The organism is Armatimonadota bacterium, assembly GCA_029907255.1.
Taxonomy (GTDB): domain Bacteria; phylum Armatimonadota; class UBA5829; order DTJY01; family DTJY01; genus JAIMAU01.
On record JARYMF010000006.1, the window covers coordinates 228,262 to 254,809 of the forward strand.

The 26,548-nt window shown below is 48.5% G+C and carries 23 protein-coding genes; 8 read left to right on the forward strand and 15 right to left on the reverse strand.

Features of this window, described 5'->3' with window-relative positions:
• The first annotated feature begins 90 nt into the window (after nt 1–90).
• Genes dnaJ through QHH26_07530 form a run of 3 tightly spaced genes read left to right on the forward strand, consistent with a single transcriptional unit; the run spans nt 91 to nt 3,891 of the window.
• Nucleotides 91–1,224 (forward strand): molecular chaperone DnaJ, encoded by a 1,134-nt coding sequence (gene dnaJ, locus QHH26_07520; GenBank protein MDH7481805.1) that lies wholly within the window; start codon nt 91–93, stop codon nt 1,222–1,224.
• Between the two features lie 11 nt (nt 1,225–1,235).
• Nucleotides 1,236–2,102 carry a 50S ribosomal protein L11 methyltransferase gene (gene prmA, locus QHH26_07525; protein ID MDH7481806.1) on the forward strand — a complete coding sequence of 289 codons (867 nt, stop codon included), beginning with the start codon at nt 1,236–1,238 and terminating at the stop codon, nt 2,100–2,102.
• Nucleotides 2,103–2,124: 22 nt separating this feature from the next.
• Nucleotides 2,125–3,891 carry a hypothetical protein gene (locus QHH26_07530; GenBank protein MDH7481807.1) on the forward strand — a complete coding sequence of 589 codons (1,767 nt, stop codon included), beginning with the start codon at nt 2,125–2,127 and terminating at the stop codon, nt 3,889–3,891.
• Here QHH26_07530 and thiE read toward each other — a convergent pair.
• Nucleotides 3,883–4,503 carry a thiamine phosphate synthase gene (gene thiE, locus QHH26_07535; GenBank protein ID MDH7481808.1) on the reverse strand — a complete coding sequence of 207 codons (621 nt, stop codon included), beginning with the start codon at nt 4,501–4,503 and terminating at the stop codon, nt 3,883–3,885. The two genes, QHH26_07530 and thiE, sit on opposite strands and share 9 nt — an antisense overlap.
• Before the next feature lie 143 nt (nt 4,504–4,646).
• Here thiE and QHH26_07540 point away from each other — a divergent pair, with 143 nt between their 5' ends.
• On the forward strand, nt 4,647–4,907 hold the full coding sequence (locus QHH26_07540; protein ID MDH7481809.1) for a hypothetical protein: 261 nt from the start codon (nt 4,647–4,649) through the stop codon (nt 4,905–4,907).
• Nucleotides 4,908–5,015: 108 nt separating this feature from the next.
• Here the strand turns inward: QHH26_07540 and pth are convergent, their stop codons facing one another.
• The 3 genes from pth to glmU all read right to left on the reverse strand — a co-directional run bounded on the left by pth (nt 5,016) and on the right by glmU (nt 8,044).
• Nucleotides 5,016–5,579 (reverse strand): aminoacyl-tRNA hydrolase, encoded by a 564-nt coding sequence (pth, locus tag QHH26_07545; protein MDH7481810.1) that lies wholly within the window; start codon nt 5,577–5,579, stop codon nt 5,016–5,018.
• The gene (locus QHH26_07550; GenBank protein ID MDH7481811.1) at nt 5,576–6,526 is read right to left on the reverse strand and encodes a ribose-phosphate pyrophosphokinase; all 951 of its coding nucleotides are present in this window, start codon (nt 6,524–6,526) and stop codon (nt 5,576–5,578) included. The genes pth and QHH26_07550 overlap by 4 nt, the downstream gene beginning before the upstream one ends.
• Before the next feature lie 126 nt (nt 6,527–6,652).
• A complete protein-coding gene (gene glmU / locus QHH26_07555; GenBank protein MDH7481812.1) occupies nt 6,653–8,044 on the reverse strand; it encodes a bifunctional UDP-N-acetylglucosamine diphosphorylase/glucosamine-1-phosphate N-acetyltransferase GlmU in 1,392 nt (463 codons plus the stop codon).
• 240 nt (nt 8,045–8,284) lie between these two features.
• Between glmU and QHH26_07560 the strand changes: the two genes are divergently transcribed.
• A complete protein-coding gene (locus tag QHH26_07560) occupies nt 8,285–11,473 on the forward strand; it encodes a carboxypeptidase regulatory-like domain-containing protein (GenBank protein ID MDH7481813.1) in 3,189 nt (1,062 codons plus the stop codon).
• A 10-nt stretch (nt 11,474–11,483) separates the two neighbouring features.
• Here the strand turns inward: QHH26_07560 and QHH26_07565 are convergent, their stop codons facing one another.
• Complete coding sequence (locus QHH26_07565) at nt 11,484–11,669, reverse strand: hypothetical protein (GenBank protein MDH7481814.1); 186 nt, start codon at nt 11,667–11,669, stop codon at nt 11,484–11,486.
• Complete coding sequence (locus QHH26_07570) at nt 11,659–12,420, reverse strand: ATP-binding protein (protein MDH7481815.1); 762 nt, start codon at nt 12,418–12,420, stop codon at nt 11,659–11,661. Before QHH26_07570 ends, QHH26_07565 begins: the two co-directional genes overlap by 11 nt.
• Before the next feature lie 167 nt (nt 12,421–12,587).
• Here QHH26_07570 and QHH26_07575 point away from each other — a divergent pair, with 167 nt between their 5' ends.
• Entirely contained in the window at nt 12,588–13,739 is a 1,152-nt protein-coding gene (locus QHH26_07575) for a hypothetical protein (GenBank protein MDH7481816.1), read from the forward strand.
• A 93-nt stretch (nt 13,740–13,832) separates the two neighbouring features.
• On the forward strand, nt 13,833–14,591 hold the full coding sequence (locus QHH26_07580) for a 3-oxoacyl-ACP reductase family protein (GenBank protein MDH7481817.1): 759 nt from the start codon (nt 13,833–13,835) through the stop codon (nt 14,589–14,591).
• An 8-nt stretch (nt 14,592–14,599) separates the two neighbouring features.
• Here the strand turns inward: QHH26_07580 and QHH26_07585 are convergent, their stop codons facing one another.
• From QHH26_07585 to QHH26_07615, 7 genes are all read right to left on the reverse strand, one after another.
• Complete coding sequence (locus QHH26_07585) at nt 14,600–15,637, reverse strand: hypothetical protein (GenBank protein MDH7481818.1); 1,038 nt, start codon at nt 15,635–15,637, stop codon at nt 14,600–14,602.
• A 53-nt stretch (nt 15,638–15,690) separates the two neighbouring features.
• Nucleotides 15,691–17,874, reverse strand: a complete 2,184-nt coding sequence (locus QHH26_07590) for a ThuA domain-containing protein (protein ID MDH7481819.1) — start codon at nt 17,872–17,874, stop codon at nt 15,691–15,693.
• 135 nt (nt 17,875–18,009) lie between these two features.
• On the reverse strand, nt 18,010–20,292 hold the full coding sequence (locus QHH26_07595; protein MDH7481820.1) for a family 10 glycosylhydrolase: 2,283 nt from the start codon (nt 20,290–20,292) through the stop codon (nt 18,010–18,012).
• Between the two features lie 28 nt (nt 20,293–20,320).
• On the reverse strand, nt 20,321–21,229 hold the full coding sequence (locus QHH26_07600; GenBank protein MDH7481821.1) for a dihydrodipicolinate synthase family protein: 909 nt from the start codon (nt 21,227–21,229) through the stop codon (nt 20,321–20,323).
• Nucleotides 21,230–21,331: 102 nt separating this feature from the next.
• Nucleotides 21,332–22,132, reverse strand: a complete 801-nt coding sequence (locus tag QHH26_07605) for a M55 family metallopeptidase (protein ID MDH7481822.1) — start codon at nt 22,130–22,132, stop codon at nt 21,332–21,334.
• A 39-nt stretch (nt 22,133–22,171) separates the two neighbouring features.
• Complete coding sequence (locus tag QHH26_07610) at nt 22,172–23,272, reverse strand: uroporphyrinogen decarboxylase family protein (GenBank protein ID MDH7481823.1); 1,101 nt, start codon at nt 23,270–23,272, stop codon at nt 22,172–22,174.
• Nucleotides 23,273–23,281: 9 nt separating this feature from the next.
• Nucleotides 23,282–23,749 (reverse strand): hypothetical protein, encoded by a 468-nt coding sequence (locus QHH26_07615; GenBank protein ID MDH7481824.1) that lies wholly within the window; start codon nt 23,747–23,749, stop codon nt 23,282–23,284.
• 158 nt (nt 23,750–23,907) lie between these two features.
• Here QHH26_07615 and QHH26_07620 point away from each other — a divergent pair, with 158 nt between their 5' ends.
• Nucleotides 23,908–24,690 (forward strand): hypothetical protein, encoded by a 783-nt coding sequence (locus tag QHH26_07620; GenBank protein MDH7481825.1) that lies wholly within the window; start codon nt 23,908–23,910, stop codon nt 24,688–24,690.
• Between the two features lie 62 nt (nt 24,691–24,752).
• Here the strand turns inward: QHH26_07620 and QHH26_07625 are convergent, their stop codons facing one another.
• Both QHH26_07625 and QHH26_07630 read right to left on the reverse strand, forming a co-directional pair.
• Nucleotides 24,753–25,838 (reverse strand): anti-sigma factor, encoded by a 1,086-nt coding sequence (locus tag QHH26_07625; protein ID MDH7481826.1) that lies wholly within the window; start codon nt 25,836–25,838, stop codon nt 24,753–24,755.
• A 106-nt stretch (nt 25,839–25,944) separates the two neighbouring features.
• Nucleotides 25,945–26,391 carry an Hsp20/alpha crystallin family protein gene (locus QHH26_07630; protein MDH7481827.1) on the reverse strand — a complete coding sequence of 149 codons (447 nt, stop codon included), beginning with the start codon at nt 26,389–26,391 and terminating at the stop codon, nt 25,945–25,947.
• Nucleotides 26,392–26,548 lie beyond the last annotated feature (157 nt).

A 26,548-nucleotide genomic window follows, 5' to 3' on the forward strand; every position in this document is an offset into this window, starting at 1 on the left:
ATCGTAGAAGAATAATACTCGTAGGACTTACAAGAACAAGCCTCAAAATAACTTAAGCACACGTTGAGTAACTAAACAACCAAGATGCCTGTGAAAAGAGATTACTATGAGGTATTGGGAGTTGACCGCGGGGTATCTCAGGAAGAAATCAAAAAGGCATACCGACGGTTAGCTCGCCAATACCATCCAGATGTAAATAAGGGCGACTCGAACGCCGAGGAAATCTTCAAGGAAATCAACGAAGCCTATGACGTCCTGAGCGACCCAAAGAAGCGCGAGATATATGACCGGTATGGTCATCAAGGGCTAAATGGCCGCTTCTCAGGGTCTGGACCTGGGTTTGGATTTGAGGACTTCGGCATAGGTGGATTTGGCGATATCTTCGATTTGTTCTTTGGCTCAGGCATGAGAACAGAACAACATCGAAGATCAACCGCCGAACCTGGCGCCGACCTTCAATATGAACTTGAGATTACCCTGGAGGAAGCTGCCACTGGCGTTGAACGCGTATTCCGACTATCAAGAATGGAACGATGCGAAGCCTGTAATGGGGCTGGGTATCCACAAGGCAGTTCGCCAGGGATATGCCCTGACTGTGGTGGCACTGGCAAGATAGAACATCGTCGCTCAACAATACTTGGGTATATCTCATCGGTAAGCACATGCTCCCGATGCCGGGGCACAGGTGAGATACTTACGAACCCTTGTCGCGATTGCGGCGGCCAGGGGCGCATTCGCCAGACGAGTGAGCAAACTGTTCACATACCGGCCGGTGTTGAAAACGGCTCTCGAATCAGAATCCGTGGGGCTGGCGACGCAGGCATTCGAGGCGGGCGACCGGGAGATCTGTACGTAATAGTCTACATCAAGCCTCACAACATATTTGAGCGTCGGGGGGACGATATCATTTGCGAGGTTCCCATAAGCTTCGTTCAAGCCGCGCTTGGTGATACGATTGAGGTGCCAGTGCTTGGCGGAACTACTACTCTGCGCATTCCGCAGGGAACCCAACCAGGACAGGTTTTCAAACTTGATGGCAGGGGTATGCCTAATCTTGATACAGGTCGGCGGGGCGACGAACACGTGGTTATCAAAGTAACAATCCCAACTGAGCTTTCGGCCCAGCAGAAAGAATTGCTCGAGCAGTTCGCTCAGTTGAGCGGGATCTCGGTGGAAAACAGCCGAGGCAAAGGCTTATTTAGAAAAAGACAACGAAAGAAGTAGGCTGAAATATCATGCGTTGGGCCGAAATAGAAGTCCAAACCAACGTGACGGCTCAAGAAGCCGTCGAAGCGATAATGTTTGAGAACGGATGCGGCGGCTTAGCCATTCAAGGTGAAACCCCTGTTTTCATTAAATGCTACCTCCCAGTTGATGACCGGTTAGAAGAACGCATTTCCAACATCCAAAGTGGCATAACAAATCTCACCAAGTTTGGGCTCGACCCAGCTCCAGCCGAAATTACTATCAAATATGCCGAAGAACAAGAATGGGCAGAGGCGTGGCGTCAGTTTTTCCGCACAACCCGAATTGGAAAGCATATAGTCATTAAACCCCCCTGGGAAAAATTTAATCCCGAACCTGGCGATGTCGTGATTGAAATCGAGGCAGGCATGGCATTTGGAACAGGGCAACACCCAACTACTCGTATGAGCCTTGAAGCTCTTGAGAAGCGCATTCGGCGATGCATGACTGTCGTAGATTTTGGTACTGGTTCGGGAATCTTGGCGATTGCAGCGGCGAAGCTAGGCGCCTGCCTTGTAATCGCATTCGACATAGACGAGCTAGCCGTCCGAGCAGCAAGGGAAAACGTCCAACGTAATAACGAAGAAGAGCATATCGAGGTCCACCAAACTGACAACTTAGGGTTCATTCAAAATACTGTTGACCTAATCACGGCAAACATAGTAGCCGAAACTATCATAAAAAACGCGCCTGACATCGCCCGCGTGCTTCGCAGGGGCGGCATCCTGATTGCCTCAGGTATTGTAGACGAGAAATCGGCAGACGTCGAACGCGCACTTCGAAATGAAGGTTTTGACATAGCGGAGATCCTCAAAGATGGCGAATGGGCAACTTTGGTAGCACATAAAGCCAGCTAACTCTTAACATAGGAGGCCAACAATGAAGCCCCACATAGGCCTTGTGTTTCGGATCTGCGCCATAATAATTTTCGCGTCCACCATATATGCCAAATGCTCCGCAACACACGACATTTCCTACCGGTGGAAAACCCGTCATGTTGAGATCGCCTATAGAGATTGCGTTGGCACACCAATCCCCCCTAGCTACGGCTTCTGGGCGTTAATGCAGAATTTGGCCCATCAAAAGCGGCTTTTTGAAAGCTATATGCGTTCGCCGGCGGGAAGTTCCATTGGCAATAAGCTGGACGTGAAAATTTCGGTGTTTGGTTTTAGAGGTAAACCGCCAGGAATGGTGCTGAAAGGCAAGAATGTCAAGGCAGTAATCAAGCCACCATTTACTGACCCAAGGGTTATGCATGCTTTACTTGAAATGTCTGCAGGCAATAGCCTTGAACTTTCCGGCGAACTTTCAGATTACCATACACGTCGCGCGAAGCATGCACTGGCCGCATTTCCAGATGATGGCTTTCCAGTCTTTTCTCCATCGGGAAGCCGACTTGCGTTCCAGTCATGGCGCGGAGATATTGTGGACGTCCTAATAGCATCGCCTGATGGGAGCCAACCTATACGCATAGGCGGAACAGCAGCGACGAAGAGCGTGCGGTCGCTTGCTGGAACACACAGCGTCCTTGGCTTGCCTGTTTGGTCGCCTGACGAGCGGATGATTGCATACATCGCAGACGGTAAGGTTGTGGTGGGAGATTTAACACGAAGGACTGTTCGCTTAATCACCGACTGTAAGAATGCAATCACAAAGGTTTTATGGTCACCGAATGGAAAAATGATAGCGGCAATTGTCTCGGGCGCGGATGACGACATTTACTACATGTCAGATGTGCTCCTTTTGAATCCTCATACCGCGAAAGCGGTTTCTTTAAAAAACAAATTGCCGGTTTTCAAATTTGGTTTTTTCCTGACGAACTTGAGCTGGCAACCCACTTCAAGGGTTTTAGCAGTGGTGGTAGGACTCGAAGGCGTCGTCTTTGGAGCAAGTCTAAGTCCTGAGAAAATGGGAAATTCCAATGTATACTTCGTGGATGCCTTTTCTCAGAATACCCGGTCAATCCGCTTGCCTGGATTGTACGTTGATGATGGGTGGAGCAATGACGGCAAAACCTGGGCAGTCGTTGTTAGGGCTAGAGATAAATACATGCTCCTGTGCATTTCCAAAGAAAACCTCCGCATAAAGACCATCGCCACGAGTGCCAAAGAAATGTGCATCCTAGGCATAAAAGACGGCTACATCTTCTATCTCGATGGCGAAAAGCCAATGCTCGCCAATCTTAGCCAAGGGAAAGCTAAGCCCCTAGGCAACGTGCGGGTGGAAAATATCCAGCTCATGCCTGGAATTTACGGTGGTTACATTGGCACAAGCGAAGATTACACGACAGAGAACGAGGAGGGCGAGAAGATTATATTAATTGAAGATGGGTCCTCACAACATTACCTACTAGGGGCTAGCGATAGCAAAGTTATCGAGAAGGAGTGGGGCAAAGTAATCATTACCGCTCCTGGGACCTTCCCAAAAGGCTGGCTATCTCGGTTCTCAAAGGAAAACGACCTCATACATCTTGACTGGTCTCCAAAGGCGAAAGCATTTGCAGCATCGGCAAGTCAGCATGGAGGATTAATTGAGATGCTTACTGCCAAGCCAGGAGGAGTTCCAATAAACATTAGCAGAAAGCTTGATTCGCAGGCAGTTAGAATATTCAAGGTGGAACAAAAAGACCGCAGCAAATCACCGTAGACCAGATTGGAATTCGGCAATTAAGGCGGCGGTTGCAGCTTTCATATCCTCAGCACAAACGACTGCCGATATGACTGCCGCCGAATCAGCACCAGCCCTGGCAATTTCGCGTATATTCTCAAGCGAGATTCCACCAATCGCTACAATAGGAATTTTACAAACTTTGCGAATGGCTGCCAAGCCCTCAATCCCAATAGGAGGCCCAGCATCCGATTTAGTAGAAGTCGAGAAAATTGAACCTACACCAATGTAGTCGGCACCAGCCTCCTCAGCCGCTAGGGCTTCCTCAATTGTTGACACGGAAACTCCGATGATTCCGCGGGGGAATAGTTTGCGGACTTCTTGAATCGGCTGGTCTTCTTGACCGATGTGTACTCCGTCCGCGCCGCATGCGATAGCAACCTCGACCCGGTCATTAACAATGAACAAAGCCCCAGCCCTAGTGGTAAACCGAACGATCTCAGATCCAACTTCGATTAAGCGGCTATCATCGGCAGTTTTATCCCTCAGCTGGATAATACGAGCTCCGCCGGAAATGGCAGCCCTAGCAATCTCAAGATGGGTTCGCCCTGGGGTTAGCTGCTCATCGGTAATAACATAAATACCAGCTATTTGATGGCGTAAGCTCTTTCTGCTGGCTGCTTGGGTGCTGTTCGAAAACTTTAAAGTCAACTTATTTACCGACCAATTTACCCCTGATAAAGCTCATCTTGCCTTCATCGTTTATCAGGAACGGGCGATGGTAGAGGCGTTGCTTGATTTTGATTCGCAGGCTCTGCAGGCTTGCCAATGTCCGGGGCGGGTTCGATATGCCGCAATTCGGAAGGCGAGGCTGGCCTGGAGGATTTGCTTGCAACCAGTGGGTAGGTGACTATGGCCGCGGCAACGGCCAAAACAAGTATGATCACCACCGCTGCCACCACCGGGCTTATCTCAGCTTTGGTATCGAACTTTGTTATCAGAATCACCTCCCTGACGCTGGCGGTTCACCCACACCAAAGCGAATATACCACTAGCAAGAACGCTTGTCAAGTACTAAAATGAAAACTATTCAATCTTTTTGTAATCGTTTTCTTGATTAAAATTTCTTTAGTTGAAAACATGTAATCGTTATCAGCTTATTTTTACAAAGATGGCGCATTGAAGCGGTTCATAGCCTGTTCTATGCCTTGCTCGAGGATAGTTTCGACAGCATCTGCGGCTCGTGAAATCACCTCGCGAATAATTGGCATTTCCGAACGGCTAAATTTGCTAAGCACATAATCAACCATGTCCCCGGCTGGCATGCCAATGCCAATTCTAATTCTTGGAAAATCTTCAGTGCCTAGTTCATTAATAATGGACTTTAAGCCGCCATGCCCTCCAGCAGAGCCACTAGCTCGGATTCTAAGCCTTCCCAATGGGAGATTGACATCATCACTGATAACAATCAAATCGGCAGGCGTTACCTGATATTTGCGAACTAACGCCGACACTGCCTGACCACTCAGGTTCATGAAAGTGAGCGGCTTGGCAAGCACCACTTCTTGGCCTGCTATAATCCCCTGGCCTATATGTGCCCTCAGCGCTCGTGCCCTGATAGGAATATGATGCCTGCGACTCAACAAATCCACAGTCATATATCCAACATTATGTCGTGTGCCTTGGTATTTTCTGCCGGGATTGCCAAGACCAACGATGATTTTCATTCTCTGAACAACTCGCTTACGGACTCATCTAGGTGAATTCGCCGGATTGCATCTGCTAACAACGGCGCCACCGAGAGAACTGTAATTTTACCGTTCGGCTGAGCTTTAACCGGTATTGTGTCAGTCACAACAACTTTTTCAATCGGCGCCGCATCTAGTCTTTCAATCGCCCCGCCAGATAGCACAGGATGCGTGCAACATGCATAAACCTTCTTTGCCCCGCGTTTCTTCAGCTCAAGTGCTCCTGTGGCGATTGAGCCTCCGGTATCTATCATATCGTCTATCATCACTGCAATCTTATCATTTACGTCGCCGATGATTTCCATGACCTCTGCCCTGTTTGGTTCCGGCCGACGCTTTGCAATTATTGCAATTGGGCTTTGAAGCATTTCGGCAAGTGCCCTTGCTCGCGCCACGCCACCGACATCAGGGGAAACTACAACCAAACCTGAATCTGTTAGCCCCAATTTCTTTAGATGCTCTGCGATGATGGGGCAACCCGAAAGGTGGTCCACAGGAATATCAAAAAAACCTTGGATTTGGTCGGCATGAAGGTCTACAGTAAGAACACGACTTGCACCAGCAACTGTCAAAAGGTCCGCCACCAACCTGGCAGTAACAGGTTCGCGCGGCTTTACCTTCTTATCCTGGCGGGCATAGCCGTAGTATGGGATTACGCATGTGATGCGCTTTGCAGAGGCTCTTCTGAATGCGTCAAGCATTACAAGAAGCTCCATGAGATTTTCGTTGACGGGCGCGCATGTTGATTGTATAAGAAAAACGTCCGTGCCCCTAGCGCTTTCATCTATCTTAACTCGCACTTCGCCATCAGAGAATCGGGAAACCAACATTTTCCCAAGCGAAAGGCCGAGCTCCCGAGCAATGGACTCCGCCAATCCAGGATTTGAGTTCCCGGCAAATATTCGCAAATCAGAATTCCTCGGCATCTCATATCTCCTTTTTTCTAGCTTTCTCCCCCTTGCTAGGAGAGCATCATTAGGGGATACCACGATTTTACTTGGAAAATAAAGGGTTGGCAGCTAAAGCAGCCACAATTATGGAAGGCAAATGGATTAGGTATTGCCATCCTTTTGGCTTTTCTCACGACGGCGCTTTGCCCAGCCTTCTTTAACTTCTTGACGCTTTCTTGCAACCGCAAGCGAGTCTGCAGGAACGTCCTTTGTGATTGTAGACCCGGCAGCAATGTAAGCACCATCGCCAATAGTAACAGGCGCTATTAAGGTTACATTCGACCCAACAAAAGCGTTCTTGCCGATTATCGTGCGGTTTTTCTTGATGCCATCGTAGTTGCAGGTAATTGTTCCGGCACCGATGTTGGTATTATCGCCAACTTCAGCATCACCTACATAAGCAAGGTGAGCCATCGAAACCGAATTTCCAATTATCGCATTCTTTGCTTCGACAAAGTCGCCCACTCGAACATCCTTACCTATTTTGCATCCAGGACGTATATTTGCAAATGGTCCTACGCGTGTTCCATCATCTATGACGCTTTCAATAACGGTTGAGTAAAGGATTGTAACTCGATCGCCAACCTCCACATTAACCAGCCGTGCCGCAGGGCCTATTAAGCAATCGGCACCTATCCGACATCCTTTTTCGATAATTGTGCCTGGATAGAGAATGGTATCCTGGCCAATTTCCACATCCCAATCAACATATGTTGACGATGGGTCAACCACCGTTACTCCTTCCAACATCAGCCGCTCGAGGATTCGCCTTCTAATGACATCCCCCAGCTTCGCAAGCTGAACGCGGTCATTAACTCCAAGAACTACATCCGGGTCGTCTGACACCACTCCGCCCACTCTCAGACCATCATTAGCCATAAACTCGATTACATCTGTAAGGTAATACTCTCCCTGCTTGTTATTTGGCGAAATCTTCTGCAAGTAAGTTCGGAGGCATGCAAGTTTGAAGCAATAGATTGCTGTATTGATTTCACGAATTTTAATCTCTTCAGGCGAGGCATCCTTTGCCTCTACAATTCGTTTAATTGAGCCATCCGAACCGCGTACAACCCGGCCATAGTGCGCACCGTCTTCGAGAACGGCTGTGAGAACAGTTGCGTCTGCCTCAGACTGAGAATGCTCGCTGATTAATCGCTTTAGGACATCGGCTGTCACGAGCGGTGTGTCGCCCGGGAGGACTAGGACATTGCCAAAACGGTTGCCAAGTGTATCAACAGCCCGCCGGCATGCATCACCCGTGCCTAGCTGTTCTTCCTGGACGACATATGAGACATCTCCGCCAAGTCCTTCTCTAACTTGCTCGGCGCCGTGCCCGATTACAACAATGCATTCACTAATTCCTGCGTCTTTACATGCGTCAATAATATATCGCGTCATTGGTTTGCCGCAGATTGGATGAAGGGCTTTCGGTAACTTTGACCTCATTCTCGTGCCCTTTCCAGCGGCAAGAATTATCCCAATAATATCCTGCATCTCATGCTCCCCGGAGATAATTTTACTAGATTTTGGACATCCCAATCGAGAGCAACATCTTTAATACCTTCGTCGAGATGTATGGGAATTCCTTCGGAAGTAGATTTTGCCTGCGTTACTAAGGCAGTACTAGTGGCTAGCAACTAGTATATTTACTGGTTGTCTTTCTGAAATTTATTTGGTAGTCTAATTTATGGGAATTTTACACATTTTCGGTAATTAATGTTTCGGAGAAGAAACATGAGCGGTGGCTTTAGACTTTTTATCGCCCTCCGCATAGTATACATTTTGTGGCTTATTCTGTCTGCCGTTAGAATATTAGCGGCGGAATGCCCGTACCTCTACGGCATTCATGACCACGATCCTGCTCCTACCGAATATCTCAATCACATCAAACAATACGGTGTCACCGGCGGCTGGATTACTGCCACCGTTGCAGTTGGGCACAACCCAAATGATCAGAGCGGCGTAGACTTTACGCCCTTCGCGAACGCTGGACACACGGTAATCTGTCGAATTAACAATGGTTATTGCGACGTTGGCACAATTCCGCTACCTGAATATTACGCCGATTTCGCTCAGAGGTGCGCCAATTTTGTTTCAAATTCGCCGGGCTGCAATATTTGGGTCATTGGGAATGAGACAAATCTAGCAGTCGAATGGCCGCCAAGAAATGGACATAAAGCATATGTCTCGCCTGAGAGCTATGCCCAATGTTTCCGTTTGTGCTACAACGCAATCAAAGCAGTTAGACCAAACGATAAGGTCGTCTGCCAAGCAATTGCCCCTTTTGGAGGGCCGTATGGCTCGGGTACAGTATGTGGATATACCCACGATGCGTGCCCAATCAACTGGGTGACATATATGAATCGAATGCTCACAGCCATTAAGAGCACCGGGGGCATTGATGGCATAGCATTGCATATTAACTCCCGAGGCTATACCTACGCCGACATCCACAGCACTCAGAAGGTGAACGCAGGCGGCCAGATGCTCTACTTCAGCTTCTACGTGTACAAAGACTGGATTGACTACGGCATCCCTACCGATTTGTATCACCTTCCACTTTATGTCACAGAGTGCAATGGCGTTTACTATTGGAAGGGAGGCCACCCAGAAAATCCGACTAGCCATTATGAACCGGGATGGATGCAGGAAATTTACGCTGAGATTAATAGGTACAATCAACAAGCAAGGACAGAAGGAAAGCCGATTTTCCGCTGCATCAATATGTATCGCTGGTGTGCCTATTGCGATGACTGGAATATTGATGGGGCGAGCAATCCGTACAAGAGCCAAATCCTAAGTGACCTCGACCAAGCAGTCTCACAAAAATACCGCTGGCCTGACCCTGGCATTATCATTGATAATTCAGATTCGCAGTTTACCGTGATATCTGGCACTTGGAATACCGGCACGTCCGCTACAGATAAATACGGCGCCGACTACCGCTGGAACAGCACCGGAACTGGCGAGGACGTAGTGAGATGGACACCAAACTTGCTCCAAAGCGGCAATTATGAAGTAATGGCATGGTACTCAGCGGGCACGAATCGCGCCGTCAACGCTCCTTTTACGGTTGTTCATAAGGACGGTTCGAACACAATCCTTATCAACCAGACGATAAATGGCGGGAAATGGAATTCATTAGGAACATTCCCATTCAACGCTGGTCAGTCTGGTTATGTTTCCCTCTCAGACAACGCAGAGCCCTCAAAAGTCGTAATTGCAGACGCTGTGCGATGGGAGTACAAGTCGCCGCTCCAGCTCCCCGGAACGATCACCGGCTATGTGCGCAATAGGAACGGAAGCGGAATATATGGCGCAACAGTTTCCGCAAGCCCAGGAGGCTATTCTACTACTACCAACAGTAGCGGTGAATACACTCTAACCAATGTCATGCCAGGAACTTATACGGTTACCGCCTCAAAGCCAGCATACTGCTATCAGACCATCCCCAATGTAACCGTAGTTTCAGGTGGGACTACAAATCAGGACTTCACACTTACAATGATTGGCAACAATATGTTATTAAACGGCGATTTTGAGGGTGGCTTCCAAGCAAATGGTGTGGCAAACTATTGGACCCCATGGATTTCACCTTGGAGCAACCCAATTACATATGCTGATTCAACATCGCCAGTTCACGGCGGAAGCCATGCGCAGAAATGGGGAAGACCCGACCGTTACCGCGTCCACGGAGGAATATGCCAATCGGTAGGCGGGGTGACCCCCGGACGACAGTACACTGTTAGCGGCTGGATTAGGTTTCAAGCTACCGATCCCGGCGCTTGGGCCGAGATAGGATACGATCTGACTGGCCAGACCTCAAACGGCGAAGCAAGCACGGTCCAATATACAAAGCTTGAAAGCGGCGGCCAGAACACTTGGCTATACTATACAAAAACCGTGACAGCAACTACCGACAAAATTTCCATTTTCTATAAGTTTGGGCAATATTTCGAAGGCGGCACTGGGCCAAGCTGGGCTTATGCCGATGACGCCGAAATATACGAGGTGCCCACTCCACCCGTGATGGTGTACGTCAACGACGATGGTGTCTACCAGACAAGCACAACATCCATCCACGGTTCATGGCTAGCATCCGACCCAGAATCAGGCATTCAGTTATACAGCTATGCGATTAGCACGACGCCGGATGAATCTGGAATCATTCCGGGTGGAGGTTGGCTTTACACCGGTGCCCCGCAAGGTACCAGGACTGGCCTCTCGCTTGTCAATGGACAAGTATATTACATCCTGGTAAAGGCTAGAAACCCCCACAATCAATGGAGCGACATCATGGCGTCGGACGGCATACGCGTGGTGCAATCAGTGCCATCTCTTGCGGAGGCAAAGAAATGCCCGGACGGCCGATGGGTAGAAGTTCAAAACCTTGTCTGCACTCTTCCTGCAACGGCCAACTGCATGGGGGTACGTCAATCCAACAGCTATGTTGGGATCAAACTCACAAAGGGCACAGGGACTCTGCCATCAATAGCAAGAGGCACTCAGCTTACGGTAATGGGTCGAATGTCCAGTACAGGCCACACTAGAGAGCTGACAGATGTGTATATTACCACTGGAGGTTCGGCTAACGGTGACCCAGTTCTTCTGACAAGCCGTGACGTTGGAGGATCTGACTTCTTCTATGAACCGGGGCCGCCAGTTCAAGGACAAAAAGGAACACCATGGGGAAGAGGCCCGAACAACGTTGGGCTGACTGCCGTCGTTTTCGGGCGGGTAATAGGTTCGGACCCAGGGGTCTTCTATATCTCCGATGGGTGCCCCATACCCAGCAGTCTGCCGATAAAATACATTCCGGGAATAACGCCACCGGCTATGAACGCATACGTTAGGGTAACTGGTCTAGTGGAAGCAGACGGCATCTTAGTACTCCGCCAAGAAGACATCTTGACTTTGCAATAAAGAGCGCCACCTATAGCAAGTGAGCCTTCCCAACAATTAACGCATATATTACATAAAACCAGCCGAAGATCATGTGCACGAAGGTCCACACTACCGAGGTGGTATGTGACCACGAAATAAGCGCAGCTAGTACTGAGCCAAAGCCAATGCCAAGAGTAGCCGCTGGGTTTCCTGAATTGCCACTGCTATTTCTCATCCTCTGCCCTCCTTAAAGATTCCTTCTCATAAATCTCGCTCTTTAATGCTGCTCGCACAATATTCTCCCTAATCCTATGAGCATCCTTACCCAATTCCTCAATTAATTTCCTCATTAGCTGTCTTTTAGTTTGCTCACCCCTCGGGCAAGGCGGCGGAGGGAAGGGCAACTCAATGAGCGAAGAGAAGCGTTTAATCTCGGCCTCCGGAACATAAGCTAAGGGACGAATTAGCTTAAACATTCCGCCAAAGTAGGACGCACACGGAGCCATTGTTTCCAATCTTCCATGATAAATGAGATTAAGAAGGGCAGTCTCTGCCAAATCATCGAGATGGTGGCCAAATGCTACTTTATTGCATCCCAATTCCCTTGCCATCTCAAAGAGGGTGCGCCGGCGGTTCCAAGTGCAACGTTCGCAGGTCATCGGAATCGCCTCACCCTCGGGCACAAACATTTGTCGAACCAGATATTCGATTTCGTGCGCCCGGAGCCACTCCTCAAGCTCTAGGTATGGTGGCAGGTGCGACCCTCTAGCATCACCGACGACGTGAATGGCAACGACGCTGTATTTCTCAGGCACAAAACGCATCCTGAATCTAAGGATATACAGCAAGCTGAGGCTATCCTTTCCGCCCGAGAGCGCAACAGCTATGCGGTCGCCATCCTCAATCATTCCAAACTCATAAATTGCTTTGTTGACTTTCTTCAGCATGAATCGAGCTAATCGCTCAGCTTTAAGATTAGTAGCCATGGCGATTCATTGTATCAAATTCAGCTATCCACTGCTATTAAAAACCATTCTGCCGCCTTTCCTGCTTTAACAGCATCAAAGCTAAAACTAGCAAGCATTTGACGTATTCGCGTCTTTTTGTTATATTGCCGCTCGGTAGCAAAAGTAATAATTCATCGGAGGATTCCATGAGGTTGCGTGACGTGCTTTCCATATGTCTCTTAAGCTTAATCCCAATGCTCGGCTCTACTAGCCCGCAGATTAGCTTTGACAAAGACGGATTTTTGAACGTAAATGGGAAGCCGTTTTTCCCAATAGGAATATACACCTTGCAGAATAAAGACGGGAAAAACCACGATGCAGTTATGGCTGAGGGCAAAGCTGCTGGGTTCAACATGACCGTTTTTTATGCTTACACACCCGAAACAGTGACCCCCCTCTTGGACGCGGCGGCTCGCAACGGGATATTAGCTTTTATCTACCCTACAATTCCCTTCAGCATAGAGGGAGGAAAGACTCTCACCGACGAAGCTATTGTCAAAGATATTGAATTGCGCAAGAACCACCCAGCTCTTCTCGGTTGGTATGTTGTTGACGAGCCCGAAGGCATTGGAAAGGCCTCAGTCGAGGAGGTACTTCACCGCTATAAACTTATCAAAAAAACAGACCCAAAGCATCCTTGTTCCTTGGTTGTAATGAGCCCCCAGGCGGCTGAAAAATACAAACTATGTACGGATATAATGTGGATTGACCCATATCCTATACCATACAGACCCGTAACCTATGTCACCGACTGCGTGTCGGGCGCCATTAAAGCAGTTGGCAAGGACAAACCTGTATGGGCGGTTCTACAAGCATTTGACTGGAATGTTTGGAAAACTGGAAAGGTAGATAAAGTACATAGGCCAACACCCGAGGAAGAGCGATGCATGACCTACCTTGCCCTAGTTCATGGAGCAAAGGGCATCATTTACTGGGCTCACCTCGGCTCAAGGTACTATATTCACGACTACCCACTCCATTGGGCAACCGTTAAGAAATTGGCTGGTGAGATGAAGCTCCTAACACCAGCGCTCCTTGCTCGAAATATTGAAGGTGCCCTTGCTGTATCGCCGGCAGATGCGCCCATAGATACAATGGTCAAGCAAGTAGGAGATGCCTTCTACGTTTTTGCTGTAAATCACAATTCAGACGCATGCAAAGCAACCTTTAATCTAAAGGGTCTCCAAAAGAACGCACGCATCGAGGTCGTCTTCGAATCCCGCACATTGGAAGCAAAAGACGGTGCCTGGAGCGACAACTTTGCCCCGCTAGAAGTGCATGTATACAAAATAAAGTAATTTTTCAACAACGCTCCATCTTTATCCCATCACCATCACGGGTATAATTCCTCCAAGATTGTCGCGTTCTTATTTTGAAAGGAGACCCAAGACATGAAACTACGTGAAAAATGTGCGGTAGTGACCGGTGCTCAGCAAGGAATTGGCAGAGGAATTGCGCTTTCAATGGCTTCTGAAGGCGCAGCAGTGGTGGTTGCTGACATAAATCCAGACAAATCCAAAGCCGTAGTAGCAGAAATTGAGTCGCAGGGCGCAAAGGGCCATGCAATTTTATGTGACGTAAGCTCAAAAGAGCAAGTAGATAATCTCTTTGACGAGACTATTCGAACGTTTGGCAAAGTAGACATACTGGTGAACAACGCGGGCATTGCAAAGTTCAAGCCATTCCTTGAAATTACCCCTGAAGAATGGGATGAAACAATAAATATAAACTTGCGAGGGCAATTTCTCTGTGCCCAGGCAGCGGCCCGAGACATGATTAAGCGACGCTGGGGCAGAATCATAAACATCGCTTCTGTTGCATCAGGCCAAATCGGCATAGGCTTCCCGAACCTTGTGCATTACACCGCCTCAAAAGGTGGAATAACAGGCATGACAGAGGCGATGGCGATTGAGCTGGGACCTTATGGTATAAACGTCAACGCAATTGGCCCAGGGGTAATAAAAACTGTTATGATTTCCCCTTTGGAAAAAGAAGGCGTCCTTGAAACACTCGTCAAACAGCGAATACCCAAGGGGCGAGTGGGCACTCCTGAAGATATCGCCAACCTAGCAGTCTTTTTAGCATCTGAAGAAGCGGATTACATCACAGGAGCTACAATATTTATTGACGGCGGATGGCTCGCAACTTAAGGAAAGTCCTACTCAAACAACTCCTTAAGTTTGGCATCGGCAATGCGAGATTGTTCAATCTCTTCATCGGTAAGCGAGCGGTTTTTAGACATATCGAATCGTGAAAGAGCCAGTATTTGGTCTACAAGATAGGTCGTCGGCGAGTTTTCCAACGCCGCTCGTTTCTCCTCAATTTCCTCTAAAGTCGCCTGGCCCTTAACAAATATCAACTTTGCCAATAGTTCGGCAAGCTCCTCGTTACTTTTCCCCTCCAGTTCAGCGCGCGTAAATACATGCGAGCAGAGGTATTCAAGGTCGGCTTGATAAGGCGGCTCATCTCCAAATGCCTCTGCAAGAAATGATGCCGCTCGCCAATTTAGTATCTTGCGTCTTCCATTTGTTGTATAAACCGCCTTAATTTCCACGTCATAGAAGTCAGCTTCTTCGCCATTATCTAGCTTGATGTGGTAGGATTTCAGCACCTTGTAAACGCCAGGCAACATGCCACCCTTCCCAGGACCAACCTCCAAGGACTCGATATCTGCAGGTGCAACTGCTAAGACTTTGCCATATAGGTTATGATATTGTTCCATTTCTGGGCGGAGGTCGCCCCGAACCCTAACATAATCCCCTGGGGCAAGGCCGAGATTGACACCCTCTTCTCGCGCACGAGCTTCCTTTTCCTCGCGTTCACGAAGCTTTCGCACCCCTGTTCGGAGAAAACGTTTAAGCGCACGTTGCCAGTGCTGGCTCCTTGCATCCTCGTCATCGAATCGAGAAGGTGATTCTCTCGTGAGAAATATCGAATCACGCCTGTAAAAATCCAAATACTCGCAGTCAGCTCCGTGGAAAATCTCGCTTTCGGCAATCTGCCGCACCTCACCGGTGAAGCTATTCCTCACTATATATTCCCAGTGAGGGTTTCCCTCCCCAACAAGCATGACTTCAAGTACAACGCCATAGGTTCGATCTGGCCCAAGTGGGCCATATACCTCCTTTGGTTGTTCCGGGTCGGGATGTCTATATGCCACTATTCGACGGACGCTGTACTTGTGATCGTCTACCATAAGCTACTCTTCTCATTAGAAGTATTTAGTTTGTTTCCATACGCCAAATAAGTCTACTCTACTACAACTACTTCATAGGTACTTATTTCCGGAATTGTAAATTCGATACCCACGTCTGTGCGCTTGAAATTCAAATTCAGTTGGGCCCAGAGCGTGTAGACACGGCTTGCATTTTCTGTTTTTAAGGCTATTCGAATATTGCGAATAGGGATAATCTCCGACATTGGTCTTTGCATATCTCCCGTGTTGTTGACAAGATGAATAATCGTCCGAGTTGGACTCGATTGTCTTCGGAGCTCAACCTCGACAGATGCAGGGCATTCAACGAATATTGGAAGAGTGCCACCACATGCCCATCTAACAGCATTGCCTATAAGGGCTTGGTATTCCCACATTCGATATCTCGCGTAGAACTCGCCGACTAAGGCTGGGAAATAAACAACACGTCCTTTTCCAACCTGGTTAGCGATAACCGCGGGATGTGGTGACTCGCCGGTTAGACCCGAATACAATCTCCCGGTTGGGTTCATGAAGATAACAGGTGCCTCCCCCAAGTCCACCTTTTTAATCTTAACACTAAACTGTGGGCGCGCGATAAGCTGACCCAGATTGAACTGCTCAGTAATTGGATGCTTATCTTTGACTTTAACATACTCTTCAGCAACTGAAGGGGTCATCACTTCAAGTATATCCAATGCGCCGTGAATTTCGCCCAGCGGATTTGTTTTGCGCCGATTGCCTCTTTCATCATACCTCCCTGTCTCAAATTCGGCAATGAGGCCGCCGCCCTCTTCAACAAATTGCCTCAGCGTCTCAACCTGCATATCCGATAGACAGGCGGCATTTCCAAGAATTATTGCCTTGTATTTTGCAAGCCCTTCATGAGTCAGGTCGGAGTCGAGTATAACGTCAAATGGTATGTGCTCGCGAACCAGGGAAGTAAAATAACCAAGGTATGTGTTGCCGTGGAGCTCGTCGCAGATTTGCTTTCGCTTTTTCCAATCAACAATGCGTTTGCCGCTTCCCAGGTCTGCAATTAAATCTTGCTCCCGGCCGCTTCCCTGTTCGCCGTATAGTTCTTCTAATTCCGATAAATAAAAAGTCGCACCTTGCCTAGAGAAGTACAAAGCTACCTCAGCGGCCGATGTGCTTGCGCAATAATACTCTTCATTCTTTTCAAGGAAACTTTGAATCTTCTTAATCGGTGCAACTGCTAGATGGCGGCTGTGGTCGAGAGCATAATCAAAAACCGCAAACCAGGGATTTGCCCCGCACGCGACTGTTTGTGCGATTGCAATCTCTGCTTCAACAGGAGGCAAAGGAACATAATGCCACGAACCTAGCGCATGGTGGCTGAAAACAACTGCTGGTTTCTTTCCCGCAACCAAATGCTTTGCCGCCGTTGACCAGAAATGCAGGATGTGGTTCCTAGGCCCTGGGTGAAAAAACGCCTCAGCGCCGTTGAAGTCCTCGTACGGGCCAACTTTCTCAATATCGCGCGCTACTCTCCACGCGCCAGCATGCCAACTGCCTGCATTAAGGAAAATCACCCCTTCAGAATTCACCGACTTCACCGCAGCCCGGCAATCTGCAAGAAACTGCGCTAGCGAATCCTCTCGGAACTCTATAAAGTCCTTCCAGATTGGATTACTCCAATCCTCGGCTGGCGGAATTTCTCTCCCATACCGCTCCGCGAACAGCAAGCGGCAAGAGTCGCAGTAACAACAATCAGGATAAACTACTGGTCCATCGAGAAATACTCCATCAATGCCAGTTTTCATGCACTCTACAATCAGTTCTTGTGCCCAGTCCCGCCAGCCGCTGTTCACGCAAAAGGTTGTTCCATTCCCATAAAGCGGACGTACCCTGCCATAAGGCGTTCCATCAGCCAAAACTTGTTCCCATCCTGGGTTTCGGTCGGCAAACTCATAGGAGAACCAGTGCATGTTAAGGTAAGCAATCACATGAATGCCATATTTATGCGCATAGGGGAGGTACTCACGAATAAGGTCAAAGTCACCAAGTGCCGGATACTTCTCGAATTTTTGAGTATTAAATGTTGTCATATATCCGAGACCTGGCGCAATGCCCGGCGTGCCTATAACCCACTCGCAGTTGATATGCCAATCATCGCGTTTACTTCGAGCTAGAGCATCAAGATCAGTGTCTTTCATCCGCTCAAGCTTGTCAACATAGTCGAGCCTCATCATCCTGACCGGACGCTGCCACCAATGCATTTGTTCTCCTCCCAATATAATAAGCAGAATGGGAGAAAGGGATAATTATCATAGGCTCCCTACTCCCCCATTCCCACTTAATCTCTAGCTACTGAACAATAGCCTCTAAATTGCTTTTGTTAGCCAATGTAAAAGTCATGAGCGCTTTTCGGTTTTTATTCTTATAATTGCCCAAGTTGGTTTGATTTTATCAATTTTAATAACTGAATTGCCGCTCGGAGAAGCCACGTCCATCTTAACTGGAGTAATGGTGCCGTCGGACTGCATCATTTCAGCTGAGACGGGGAAGTAGCCTTTGTCAGCGTACAACCTTATCTCAAAATTAGACTCGCCGTCTGGAGTGAGAATGTGAAGATATCTCGTAAGGCCATCCTCCGATTTGAACACATTTAAACTCGACGCAGGCGACATGCCGACTGGCATTATTAGCTGGCTTGTGCCAGAGATGTAGGTTGCAAAATTAACAAATAGCTGGTTCATTTGACCTGTGAAGCCTTTCGCCTCGCTTGAGTTAATATAGCCAATTCTCCCGCGCCCTATTCGCTTCTCCAAGACGCAAGCTCGCCTTCCCGAATCCGTCACCTCTTCAGCCATCACCGACCACGTATCATCATACCGCGGTTTGTAACTCGCTGCGTCATTCTTATCCGGACTTATTCGGAAACTACCAAAACTCCCCGTCCCTTCTACAGCCATGAACACTGGATGCTTCTCCTTTTTTATCACAAACCCCGAAGGTTCAGGACCACCCTCGGTAGATATTCCAAAGATTTGGTAGGCATCATCGGCGATGGACGTGCCGTCCAGTTTCTTCTCTGACCCTATGCTTCCCATTAGGAGCAATCCATTTCCTGCCTCGACGTATGCGCGAAGGGTTTCCAAGTCTTCCCTAGTTACATGGTCAAGACCCGGAACGATTAAGGCACGATATCGCTTTAGCTCATCTAGGTTGAGCCTTCGTGACGGCGCTCCAGGTTCGGTAGGATCACCGACAGAAATAAGTTCAACGGGGTTCTTTTTCCAACACTGAAGCAGAGAGTAGACGCCGCCTACCGACCGGAAGCGTTTCCAATAGTCTCCGTTCCAGAAGCTTGCGCCCCTGTCGTAAATTATGCAAGTTCGAGCATCCGGCTTCATGTCAGCAATCCACCTTCCATGTTCACCGGATGTCAAACCTTTTAGATAGCTAATAAACTTCGAATCAGCCCAGGCAGTCTTACTAACAGTACCTTTCTCTATGGCGGTACCCAAATATCCAAAGAAGCAGAAGCCTTTTGCACCACCGCCTATGCCCGACTCAATCTGTGCAATCTCTAGGTCAGTTGGTCCCATTAGCCCAGCAGCTTCGTCGGTAAACCAATATCGGCTGATTGGGATAACAGGTTTGCCACCGCCGTCCGCAAGCATTGTCTTGACCATGAACTCGTTGTAGCCATACCTGTTCATGTTCCAGCTAATCTCTTGCTTGGCAAGTTCGCGCTCGTCAAGAGGCGGCTGTCCAGCCTTCTTGCGCTTGAGATTCTCGGTGGCAGCATACATCCGCGGAGTATTGACCGGTTCAGGCGTGAGCATGGTGACGCTTTCCGCAGCAGCGCTCGTCGAAAGGCCATCCTTATAAGAATTATAACCGCCGCTAACATTTAGGAGAGCAATCGCGCCAGGTTTAGCTTCATCAACTACTTTGCGGTATTTCTGGTAGAACTCATTTAGCCACTCAACACGCTTAGTGGCATACAATTTGACTACCGGGTCGTTCCAATTCTCTTTGTCGACAGGCTTCATCGGAAGCCTTTTCCCAGTCTCTTTCTGGAACCTATCTTGGCAGTTGGAACAGAAACATGTATCCGAGTTAGGAAACACCACCTGGCATGTATCGAAGTAAAACCCATCTACTGCGTAGTTCGCGCCAATCTCGCGAATCATAGGGAAGAAAACCTTGTCCCAATATGGCGAATTTACGCAAAAGTTTTTTAACTTACCGCCCCAAAGAACATCATTTGCCTTGCTATCCTTCATTCGCCAATTTGGATTCTTATCCCACAAAACATCATTGCTGCCATGGAACTTGATTATTACGCTCATATTTCGCTTTTTTGCCTGCGCGATAACGTAACTGAGGTAGTCATCATTTGCCCACTGGCCAGTCTTGAATTTTTGAGCAGTCGGCAAGCCGGTTAGGGTGGTCTTCTTATAATTTACCGTGCCCTGGGTATACATCTCGACCTGCACCCAAATGCCGTTAATGCCGTGAGCCTTCAGGTTATCAAGGTAGGAATCTATCTTTGCTTTGTCAGCAAATGCGGCAAAAGTAGTATCAGCTTCCCAAAGGAACGGCCCTTTACTAGTGTCAGCCGCCTGGGCAACACCTACAAACATAAAGGCCAAAAGCGCAATCACACAAAAATATCTGCAAGCCATTTGGTGGAACCTCCAATTGAAATATTGTTTATGCCTGAGGCATGATGCCTGCTCTCTTCATAATCGAGCGTATTTTCTCCATTGCCGCAGGAGATGCCGCTGGCGTTGGACGCATAGTCGCCGGCCCACAAATTCCGAGAAGAGATACAGCCGCTTTCATTCCACCTATCGTTGATTCGGCAGCCCAGAATAGGTCCCATAACTCAGTCATAATTGTCTGAAGCCTTGCTGCTTCTTTTGCTCGTCCGGCAGATGCCGCTTCGTATATATCTACGCACAGTTTAGGCGCAACGTTTCCCAAGCCTAGAACACCACCATGGCCTCCCATTAGCACACTAGCCGCCAATTGGGGCTCACTACCCTGAAAGATGGGAAACTTCCGTTCCTTCAGCTTTATGATTACCTGCTGGAAGTGATTGAAGTCACAAGTGCTATCCTTAAGAGCGAATATAGTTCCATCTTCAGCAAGACTTGCAATCGTTTCGGCTTTGATGAAGCCCTTGACTGCTTGCGGGACGTTGTACATTGCTAGCGGCATGTCTATATGTTCCCTGACATAACGGAAATGTGCCGCCATATCTTCCTGACGAACAGGTGTCGCATAGTATGGAAGCACAAGTACTGCAGCATCTGCACCAGCCTTCTTTGCATCCTTGCCGTTTCTAATCGCCAAATCAGTTGCTGCATCGCTAATTCCAGCAAAGACGGGTACGCGGCCAGCTACTTCGTCCACCACGAATTCAACGATGCGCCTACGCTGGTCCGGTGTGAATGCATAGAATTCTCCGCTAGATCCCATGACGAAGACGCCATGCACTCCGCTCTCAAGTACGAAGCGAATCAACCGCCGCATCCCGGCTTCGTCAAACTCAAGGCCGTCAGTCAGAGGCGTTATAAGCGCAGGTATGACCCCCTTAAGGTTACTCAAATCATGCAATAGCCTTACCTCCTGTCTTTGATTTTTGAAAAGTTAATCGTAAATAAGCACTACTAGCCAGTATTAAATCCCTTTTCTCCCTTTTCAATATTTGCCAGCGGCTCAGGCTCCAAGGACGCGAGCAAAAGCCTCTTTCACACTGTTCCCTGTGTAGGCAACTGTCAGAGGCCCAACCTTGCGAACGCCCTTCCGTTCCTTTATCCTTTCTACCATATCTGTGCGAAAGTATGTTACGATTAATTCAATGGGTGGTTGAATTTTGAAGGGTTTGATTTCCTTTGCCTTACTAATGGCCTCCCTTGCTTTCTCTCGTATAAGGTCTCGAGCCGCTTCAATGGGCAATAAAATTGCACTAGTGCGGCTGATTCCATATTTCACTATTGCGCACTCGATGCCCGGCGAGAGGGCGGCTGCCTCAGCGCAGGCTTTGTCGTCACCGCTCACCATCGCGAAAGGCACATCGTACTCCCCAGCAATTGCCGCACAAAGGCCTATTTCGCCCATCGGTTTGCCATTGATTGTCATCTCGACCCATCCCTCTGACGACATAGTATGCTCAAGAACGGCGCCGGGAGTTCCAGACATTGCATGAGCACCAATGTGAAAAAGAGCATCGTAGGAATTATCCAATGCTTGAAGATACTCAGTCCAGGGCGTGCCTTGAATATACCTCGCGCCACGGGTCAACTTTTCATAAACGAAATTACGTCCGCCACGCGCCCCATGGCCATCAATCACCAAGATATCGGTTGCACCTCCCTCAATGGCACCCTCCACTGCGGCATTCACTTCCTGGGTAAGCCACTCACAAGCCTTGGGGTAATCAGGCTGATTTGAAAAGGTCTGCTCCTTGCTAATTACTCCGGCAACGCCTTCAAGGTCGGTGACAATATAGACCTTCATCCATTCCTCCTTGCTTGCATAGCTCAGCGGTTAGCCATGCTAAATTCTAATCGGATATCTTCCCACTTCTTTTGCGTACTTTACCGCTTGCACCAAGGTATTAGGATTAACTCCTACGTAGGTCTCGCCGCCAACCGCCAGGATAAACCCACCTCCGGGCGCACCAATGCGTATCGCGCGGTCAATAGCCGGCTTTGCAGTCTCCAAGTCATAATACAAATCCCGACAATTTAGCCCACCAGAGAAAACTGTCTTTCCATGTAATGCCGGTTTGGCTTTCGCTATATCGCTAAAGCCACCGATATCCATGCTAGTAAGCTTCATGTCATTCGCATACATCTCGAAATGGTGGTCGTTTGGGCCGTCGGCATGAAGATGCCGACCCTTCTTGCCGTATCGTTCATAGATTGCCATGTTGTATGGAAAGACAAATTCTCGGTGCATTGCATTTGAGATAAATGCAGAATGATCATCAGCCAAACCGATGCTCTCTGTTTTCCGACCAGCAAGTTTGTCGCGATAGTCTTGAAGCCGGCAGAATGCTTCTAGGAGCTTTGCAAAGAAACGGTGAATTAAGTCGGGGGCTTCATACATTAGTGAGAATATAAGCTCTGGTTCGGCTAGGGCACATGCACAGCTCAATGGTGGATGGATTCCAATACCTCCTCCTGCCGGCAATCTGATTCCACGTTTTTCGACCAACTCCTTAAATTTCTCAATTCGGCGATAGGCTTCCTGAATTCCTGGACTCTCGGCAGGGTCTGGCACTTCGAATGCCTCAATTTGCTCCGGCGTCTCAATCGCCTTCACAACCCATGGGGATGTGTCGTCCGGATACTCGATTGGAAAGCCAAAATAAAGCCCTTCGCCAATTGGCCCAAAATCCAGATGGAGCCCATAGCTGACTCTATCGTCTTGCAGCTCATCAAATGCCCATTCCAAACCCTTGAGCTGTACTTCCAAGCAGACTTCTAGGTCGGTGTAGTAGTCGCGGATATTATAGCCAAAAAGCTTCGCATAGAAGCTGCCGCCAGTGCTTATTTGAATTGGCACGCGGTCTGGCTCTTCAAATCTCCATGTTATTTCCAGCCGCTTTTTAGATTCCTCGATGCGGTCTATATAGTTATCAGGATTAAACATTGAGACTGCTCACAGCTTCTCGCCAAAGCCGATAACTCGCGCATTGCTGGCTTCGCGCAACACTGCTGCAAGAGACATCATTGCATCTTTCGGAAACAGATACAGATAGTAGATAGGACGATCTTCAGAAACCAGCACTGCCCGATTGCTCTTTCCTCGGAGGAGGCGTATTTCGGACCACTTGATGCTCTCCTTCGAGCCAAGGATTGTTATCAACTGCAGGCCAAAATCGGTGACAGCAAAACTTATAGCTATGCGAGTGTAAAGCCAAATAACTATAGCTAAAATTGCTATAACAAAGATTCCAAACGCCAAATTGAAGGGGCTGTGCGAACGAACAAGAAGGTCAACAAGTAAGTACAAATCCGCTAGGGCAGCAATTAGCAATGTCAGCCTAAGACTTAAAACAATTCTAGGTTCAAGATCACATGAGATAATATTGGAACCCCCGGATATGTCGCCCCCAGCTCTCTCCACGATATGCCTCCTGCTAATCGCGCACTCCTGAATCAGCAAAACCATTATAGAATTGTGTTAAAAGGAGGTCAAGCAGTACTATGTGTAGGGAAATATATGATAGGTGTCGAATTGGCTTATGCTAGAGAACTTGAGAATAGCAAGGAGCTGCATGCGCATTGTTATGGGTACTACTCGCAGAATTTGGGGTGCTTGTGTTGCTAGGAATACCAGCTGTTCTTGTATATAAGCGCTGGGTACGATGGGTTGACCGCTTATCACCTTATCAGCGACCATTCGAGCATTCGCGCCGATTCGGCATGAGAAGTTGGGCAGCAAGAGCATTCGTCGTCACCACATCACCTATTGCAGTCAAAGAACGCATTAATGCTTTGGGCGAAATTACACTGGAAAACCTATTGAAGCGTGAAGAGGATAAATCTAGTCTTCTCTCTATGGCGGCAATGTTTGGGAAAAGCAGCTTTCCAACAGGGATTCAAGTTGAATGGCTGGACCAAGAGACCGCCGACCTTCGAGCTAGAATGTATGCCGATTGGCCAGAAAACCTGGAGGATTCAGTAAGACTTCCTTTAAGGCAGAGGCAGATGCTTGCAGAACATGCAGTAATCTATATAAAGCCGGAAGACGAGAGATGCACTAAAATTGAGTATGAAATTGAGAAGCCGATGTGGGTTTATATTTTGTTGGGAGCTTTGATACTGCTCGCGCTGTGGACCGCATGGGGTGCGTCGAATTTGGCACGGATTCTAACACCCTCCCATCTTCAAAGCGCTCTTCTACCTTGGCTATATGTGAATACAGCAGTCTTCGGGGCTGCGCTTGCATGCGTGATTGGAATAATTCTACCAATACTCAAACTACAAAGCATAAGCCTGTTTGATAACGTCATAGCGGGGTTTGGAGAAATTATAAGCCCACGCAATCATTGTACCCAAAAGTAAAAGCGGGAGCGGTTTTATCCGCTCCCGTGCGAACATTTCACCAAACAAGATTTTTAGCTCTCCTATTGCGCCGGTGCTGTCGGCAACGGTGGAGGTGTCTGCATCTCTTCCTCATCCTTGCTAAACGGCCAACCGCTCACATCCATCATCTTTTTCATATCTAAAGCACGGTCAATGATGATGGTTTGCCATGGTAGCCCTTGAATTCTCCTGATGCGAAGCAGGTCATCAACACTCTCCCCCGTCTCGGCAGCAATATTCGCCGCTATAGCCACACTTTGCCAATCATAGCCACGAACACGGAGTTCATTCCACTTCTGCTGAGTTATGAGCGGTGCGTTATTTGCCCCTCTCTTATAGTAAAGCAGGGGTGCAACCACACCAGAGGGCGCCGTAGCAGAAGGCAACTCCATCAGGGCCCCTGCAACCTCTACCCTTGGCACGGGAGTGAGAAGCTCAGCAACTGTCATATTGCATGACTGTGCAATGTCGCTCCAAGTCTTCCCGGATTCAAGCATTGAAGCCACCTCAGACACCTGTCTATTGCACCTATAAGCCGCATTTGCCATAACGGCTATATCCGAATAGCTCCAACCACGCATCCGTAAATCATTAGCCGTGTCACTGCTCAACCCAAATCTCTGAGTGATGATGTGGCTTAGGAACGCCTCATCCTCGGGAAGTACTGCAACCCGCGAGAAATCAGCCGCTGAAACACGACTGCCAGGAAGGTTGCCTTGAGCGACTATAGTGGTCGGCATTGGATTGGAATCATCCGCCGGTTCAAGAGAAACCGCCAGCATATCAAATGGCATGGCGTCTGAAAAACGGACTAGCCTCGTTCTTGCGCTGAACCTCATGCCCGTGAAAGCCCCGAGGCTAAGCTTGTAGTTGGCATCGTTATCAACAAACCATGCTTCATAGACCATGTTTGCCGGTGGGGCCTTATCCGCTCGGGCGTTTACCTCGACATTGTAATATGGGCTAGTTCCCGAAACCTTGGCCGAAATTATCGTGGCCAAACCAGACACTCCCTGATCCCCTACGGGTTTCAGGTCCACATTGTACACATCGGCCGCCTGGGCACGCAATCCCAGCACAAACATAGCGGCCAAGCTCAACATTAGTGCTAACCTTGCGCTTCTCATGCTTTTCTTTCCCCTTTCCTCATGCTTTTGGTTGTCTATTTACTGCTTCATAAAGCCCTGCGGCCGAGCCTAACCGGCTCGGCCGCCCGTAATTAGCACTTAGTTATTATCCCTCAACAGGGACTTTCTTCTCTTTCTCCTTCGCCTCCTCGGCCTTTGGAGCTACGACTTCTAGGACACCGTTCTTGAACATAGCCTTAACCTCTTCGGGCTTAATGGCTACTGGCATGGGAATGCTGCGATAGAACCTACCAGCTCGTCTCTCCCGGCGATAGTAGCCCTCTTCTTTAACCTCCTCCTCGCGCTTGAACTCGCCTTTCAGGCTGATGCTGTCTTCCGTAGCCGTTACTTCCACGTCCTCCCGCTTTAGGCCAGGAAGCTCAGCCTTGATGACTATGTTGTTATCTCTTTCAAACATGTCAATCGCCGGGGAGATTACCTCCTCTCGTGGCATCACAAGTAAAGGAGTTCTCCAGAATTCCTCGAACAGACGGTCCATCTCCTCTCGCATGCGTCTTAGCTCAGAGAATGGTTCCCATCTCATTAAACTCATATCTCTCACCTCCTAAGCATGTTATTCTCAAATGCCCTAGCGAATTAGGATTTTGCGTTTTGTGGACAAGTGTCTATCGCAATTTTTTAATACCCAGGAGAAAAAAGAGCTTAAACTATTCGGATAACGAAATTTTGGGGTTTTTCAAAGCAAGTTG

What these genes read in the sequence shown, in the direction of transcription:
- pth (MDH7481810.1), bottom strand. Translation starts at nt 5,579, where the DNA reads ATGAAAATCATCGTTGGTCTTGGCAATCCCGGCAGAAAATACCAAGGC.
- QHH26_07630 (MDH7481827.1), bottom strand. Translation starts at nt 26,391, where the DNA reads ATGAGTTTAATGAGATGGGAACCATTCTCTGAGCTAAGACGCATGCGA.
- QHH26_07570 (MDH7481815.1), bottom strand. Translation starts at nt 12,420, where the DNA reads ATGGCTACTAATCTTAAAGCTGAGCGATTAGCTCGATTCATGCTGAAG.
- QHH26_07580 (MDH7481817.1), top strand. Translation starts at nt 13,833, where the DNA reads ATGAAACTACGTGAAAAATGTGCGGTAGTGACCGGTGCTCAGCAAGGA.
- QHH26_07530 (MDH7481807.1), top strand. Translation starts at nt 2,125, where the DNA reads ATGAAGCCCCACATAGGCCTTGTGTTTCGGATCTGCGCCATAATAATT.
- QHH26_07595 (MDH7481820.1), bottom strand. Translation starts at nt 20,292, where the DNA reads ATGGCTTGCAGATATTTTTGTGTGATTGCGCTTTTGGCCTTTATGTTT.
- QHH26_07550 (MDH7481811.1), bottom strand. Translation starts at nt 6,526, where the DNA reads ATGCCGAGGAATTCTGATTTGCGAATATTTGCCGGGAACTCAAATCCT.
- QHH26_07610 (MDH7481823.1), bottom strand. Translation starts at nt 23,272, where the DNA reads ATGTTTAATCCTGATAACTATATAGACCGCATCGAGGAATCTAAAAAG.
- QHH26_07575 (MDH7481816.1), top strand. Translation starts at nt 12,588, where the DNA reads ATGAGGTTGCGTGACGTGCTTTCCATATGTCTCTTAAGCTTAATCCCA.
- QHH26_07625 (MDH7481826.1), bottom strand. Translation starts at nt 25,838, where the DNA reads ATGAGAAGCGCAAGGTTAGCACTAATGTTGAGCTTGGCCGCTATGTTT.
- QHH26_07605 (MDH7481822.1), bottom strand. Translation starts at nt 22,132, where the DNA reads ATGAAGGTCTATATTGTCACCGACCTTGAAGGCGTTGCCGGAGTAATT.
- QHH26_07585 (MDH7481818.1), bottom strand. Translation starts at nt 15,637, where the DNA reads ATGGTAGACGATCACAAGTACAGCGTCCGTCGAATAGTGGCATATAGA.
- QHH26_07590 (MDH7481819.1), bottom strand. Translation starts at nt 17,874, where the DNA reads ATGCATTGGTGGCAGCGTCCGGTCAGGATGATGAGGCTCGACTATGTT.
- prmA (MDH7481806.1), top strand. Translation starts at nt 1,236, where the DNA reads ATGCGTTGGGCCGAAATAGAAGTCCAAACCAACGTGACGGCTCAAGAA.
- QHH26_07565 (MDH7481814.1), bottom strand. Translation starts at nt 11,669, where the DNA reads ATGAGAAATAGCAGTGGCAATTCAGGAAACCCAGCGGCTACTCTTGGC.
- QHH26_07560 (MDH7481813.1), top strand. Translation starts at nt 8,285, where the DNA reads ATGAGCGGTGGCTTTAGACTTTTTATCGCCCTCCGCATAGTATACATT.
- glmU (MDH7481812.1), bottom strand. Translation starts at nt 8,044, where the DNA reads ATGCAGGATATTATTGGGATAATTCTTGCCGCTGGAAAGGGCACGAGA.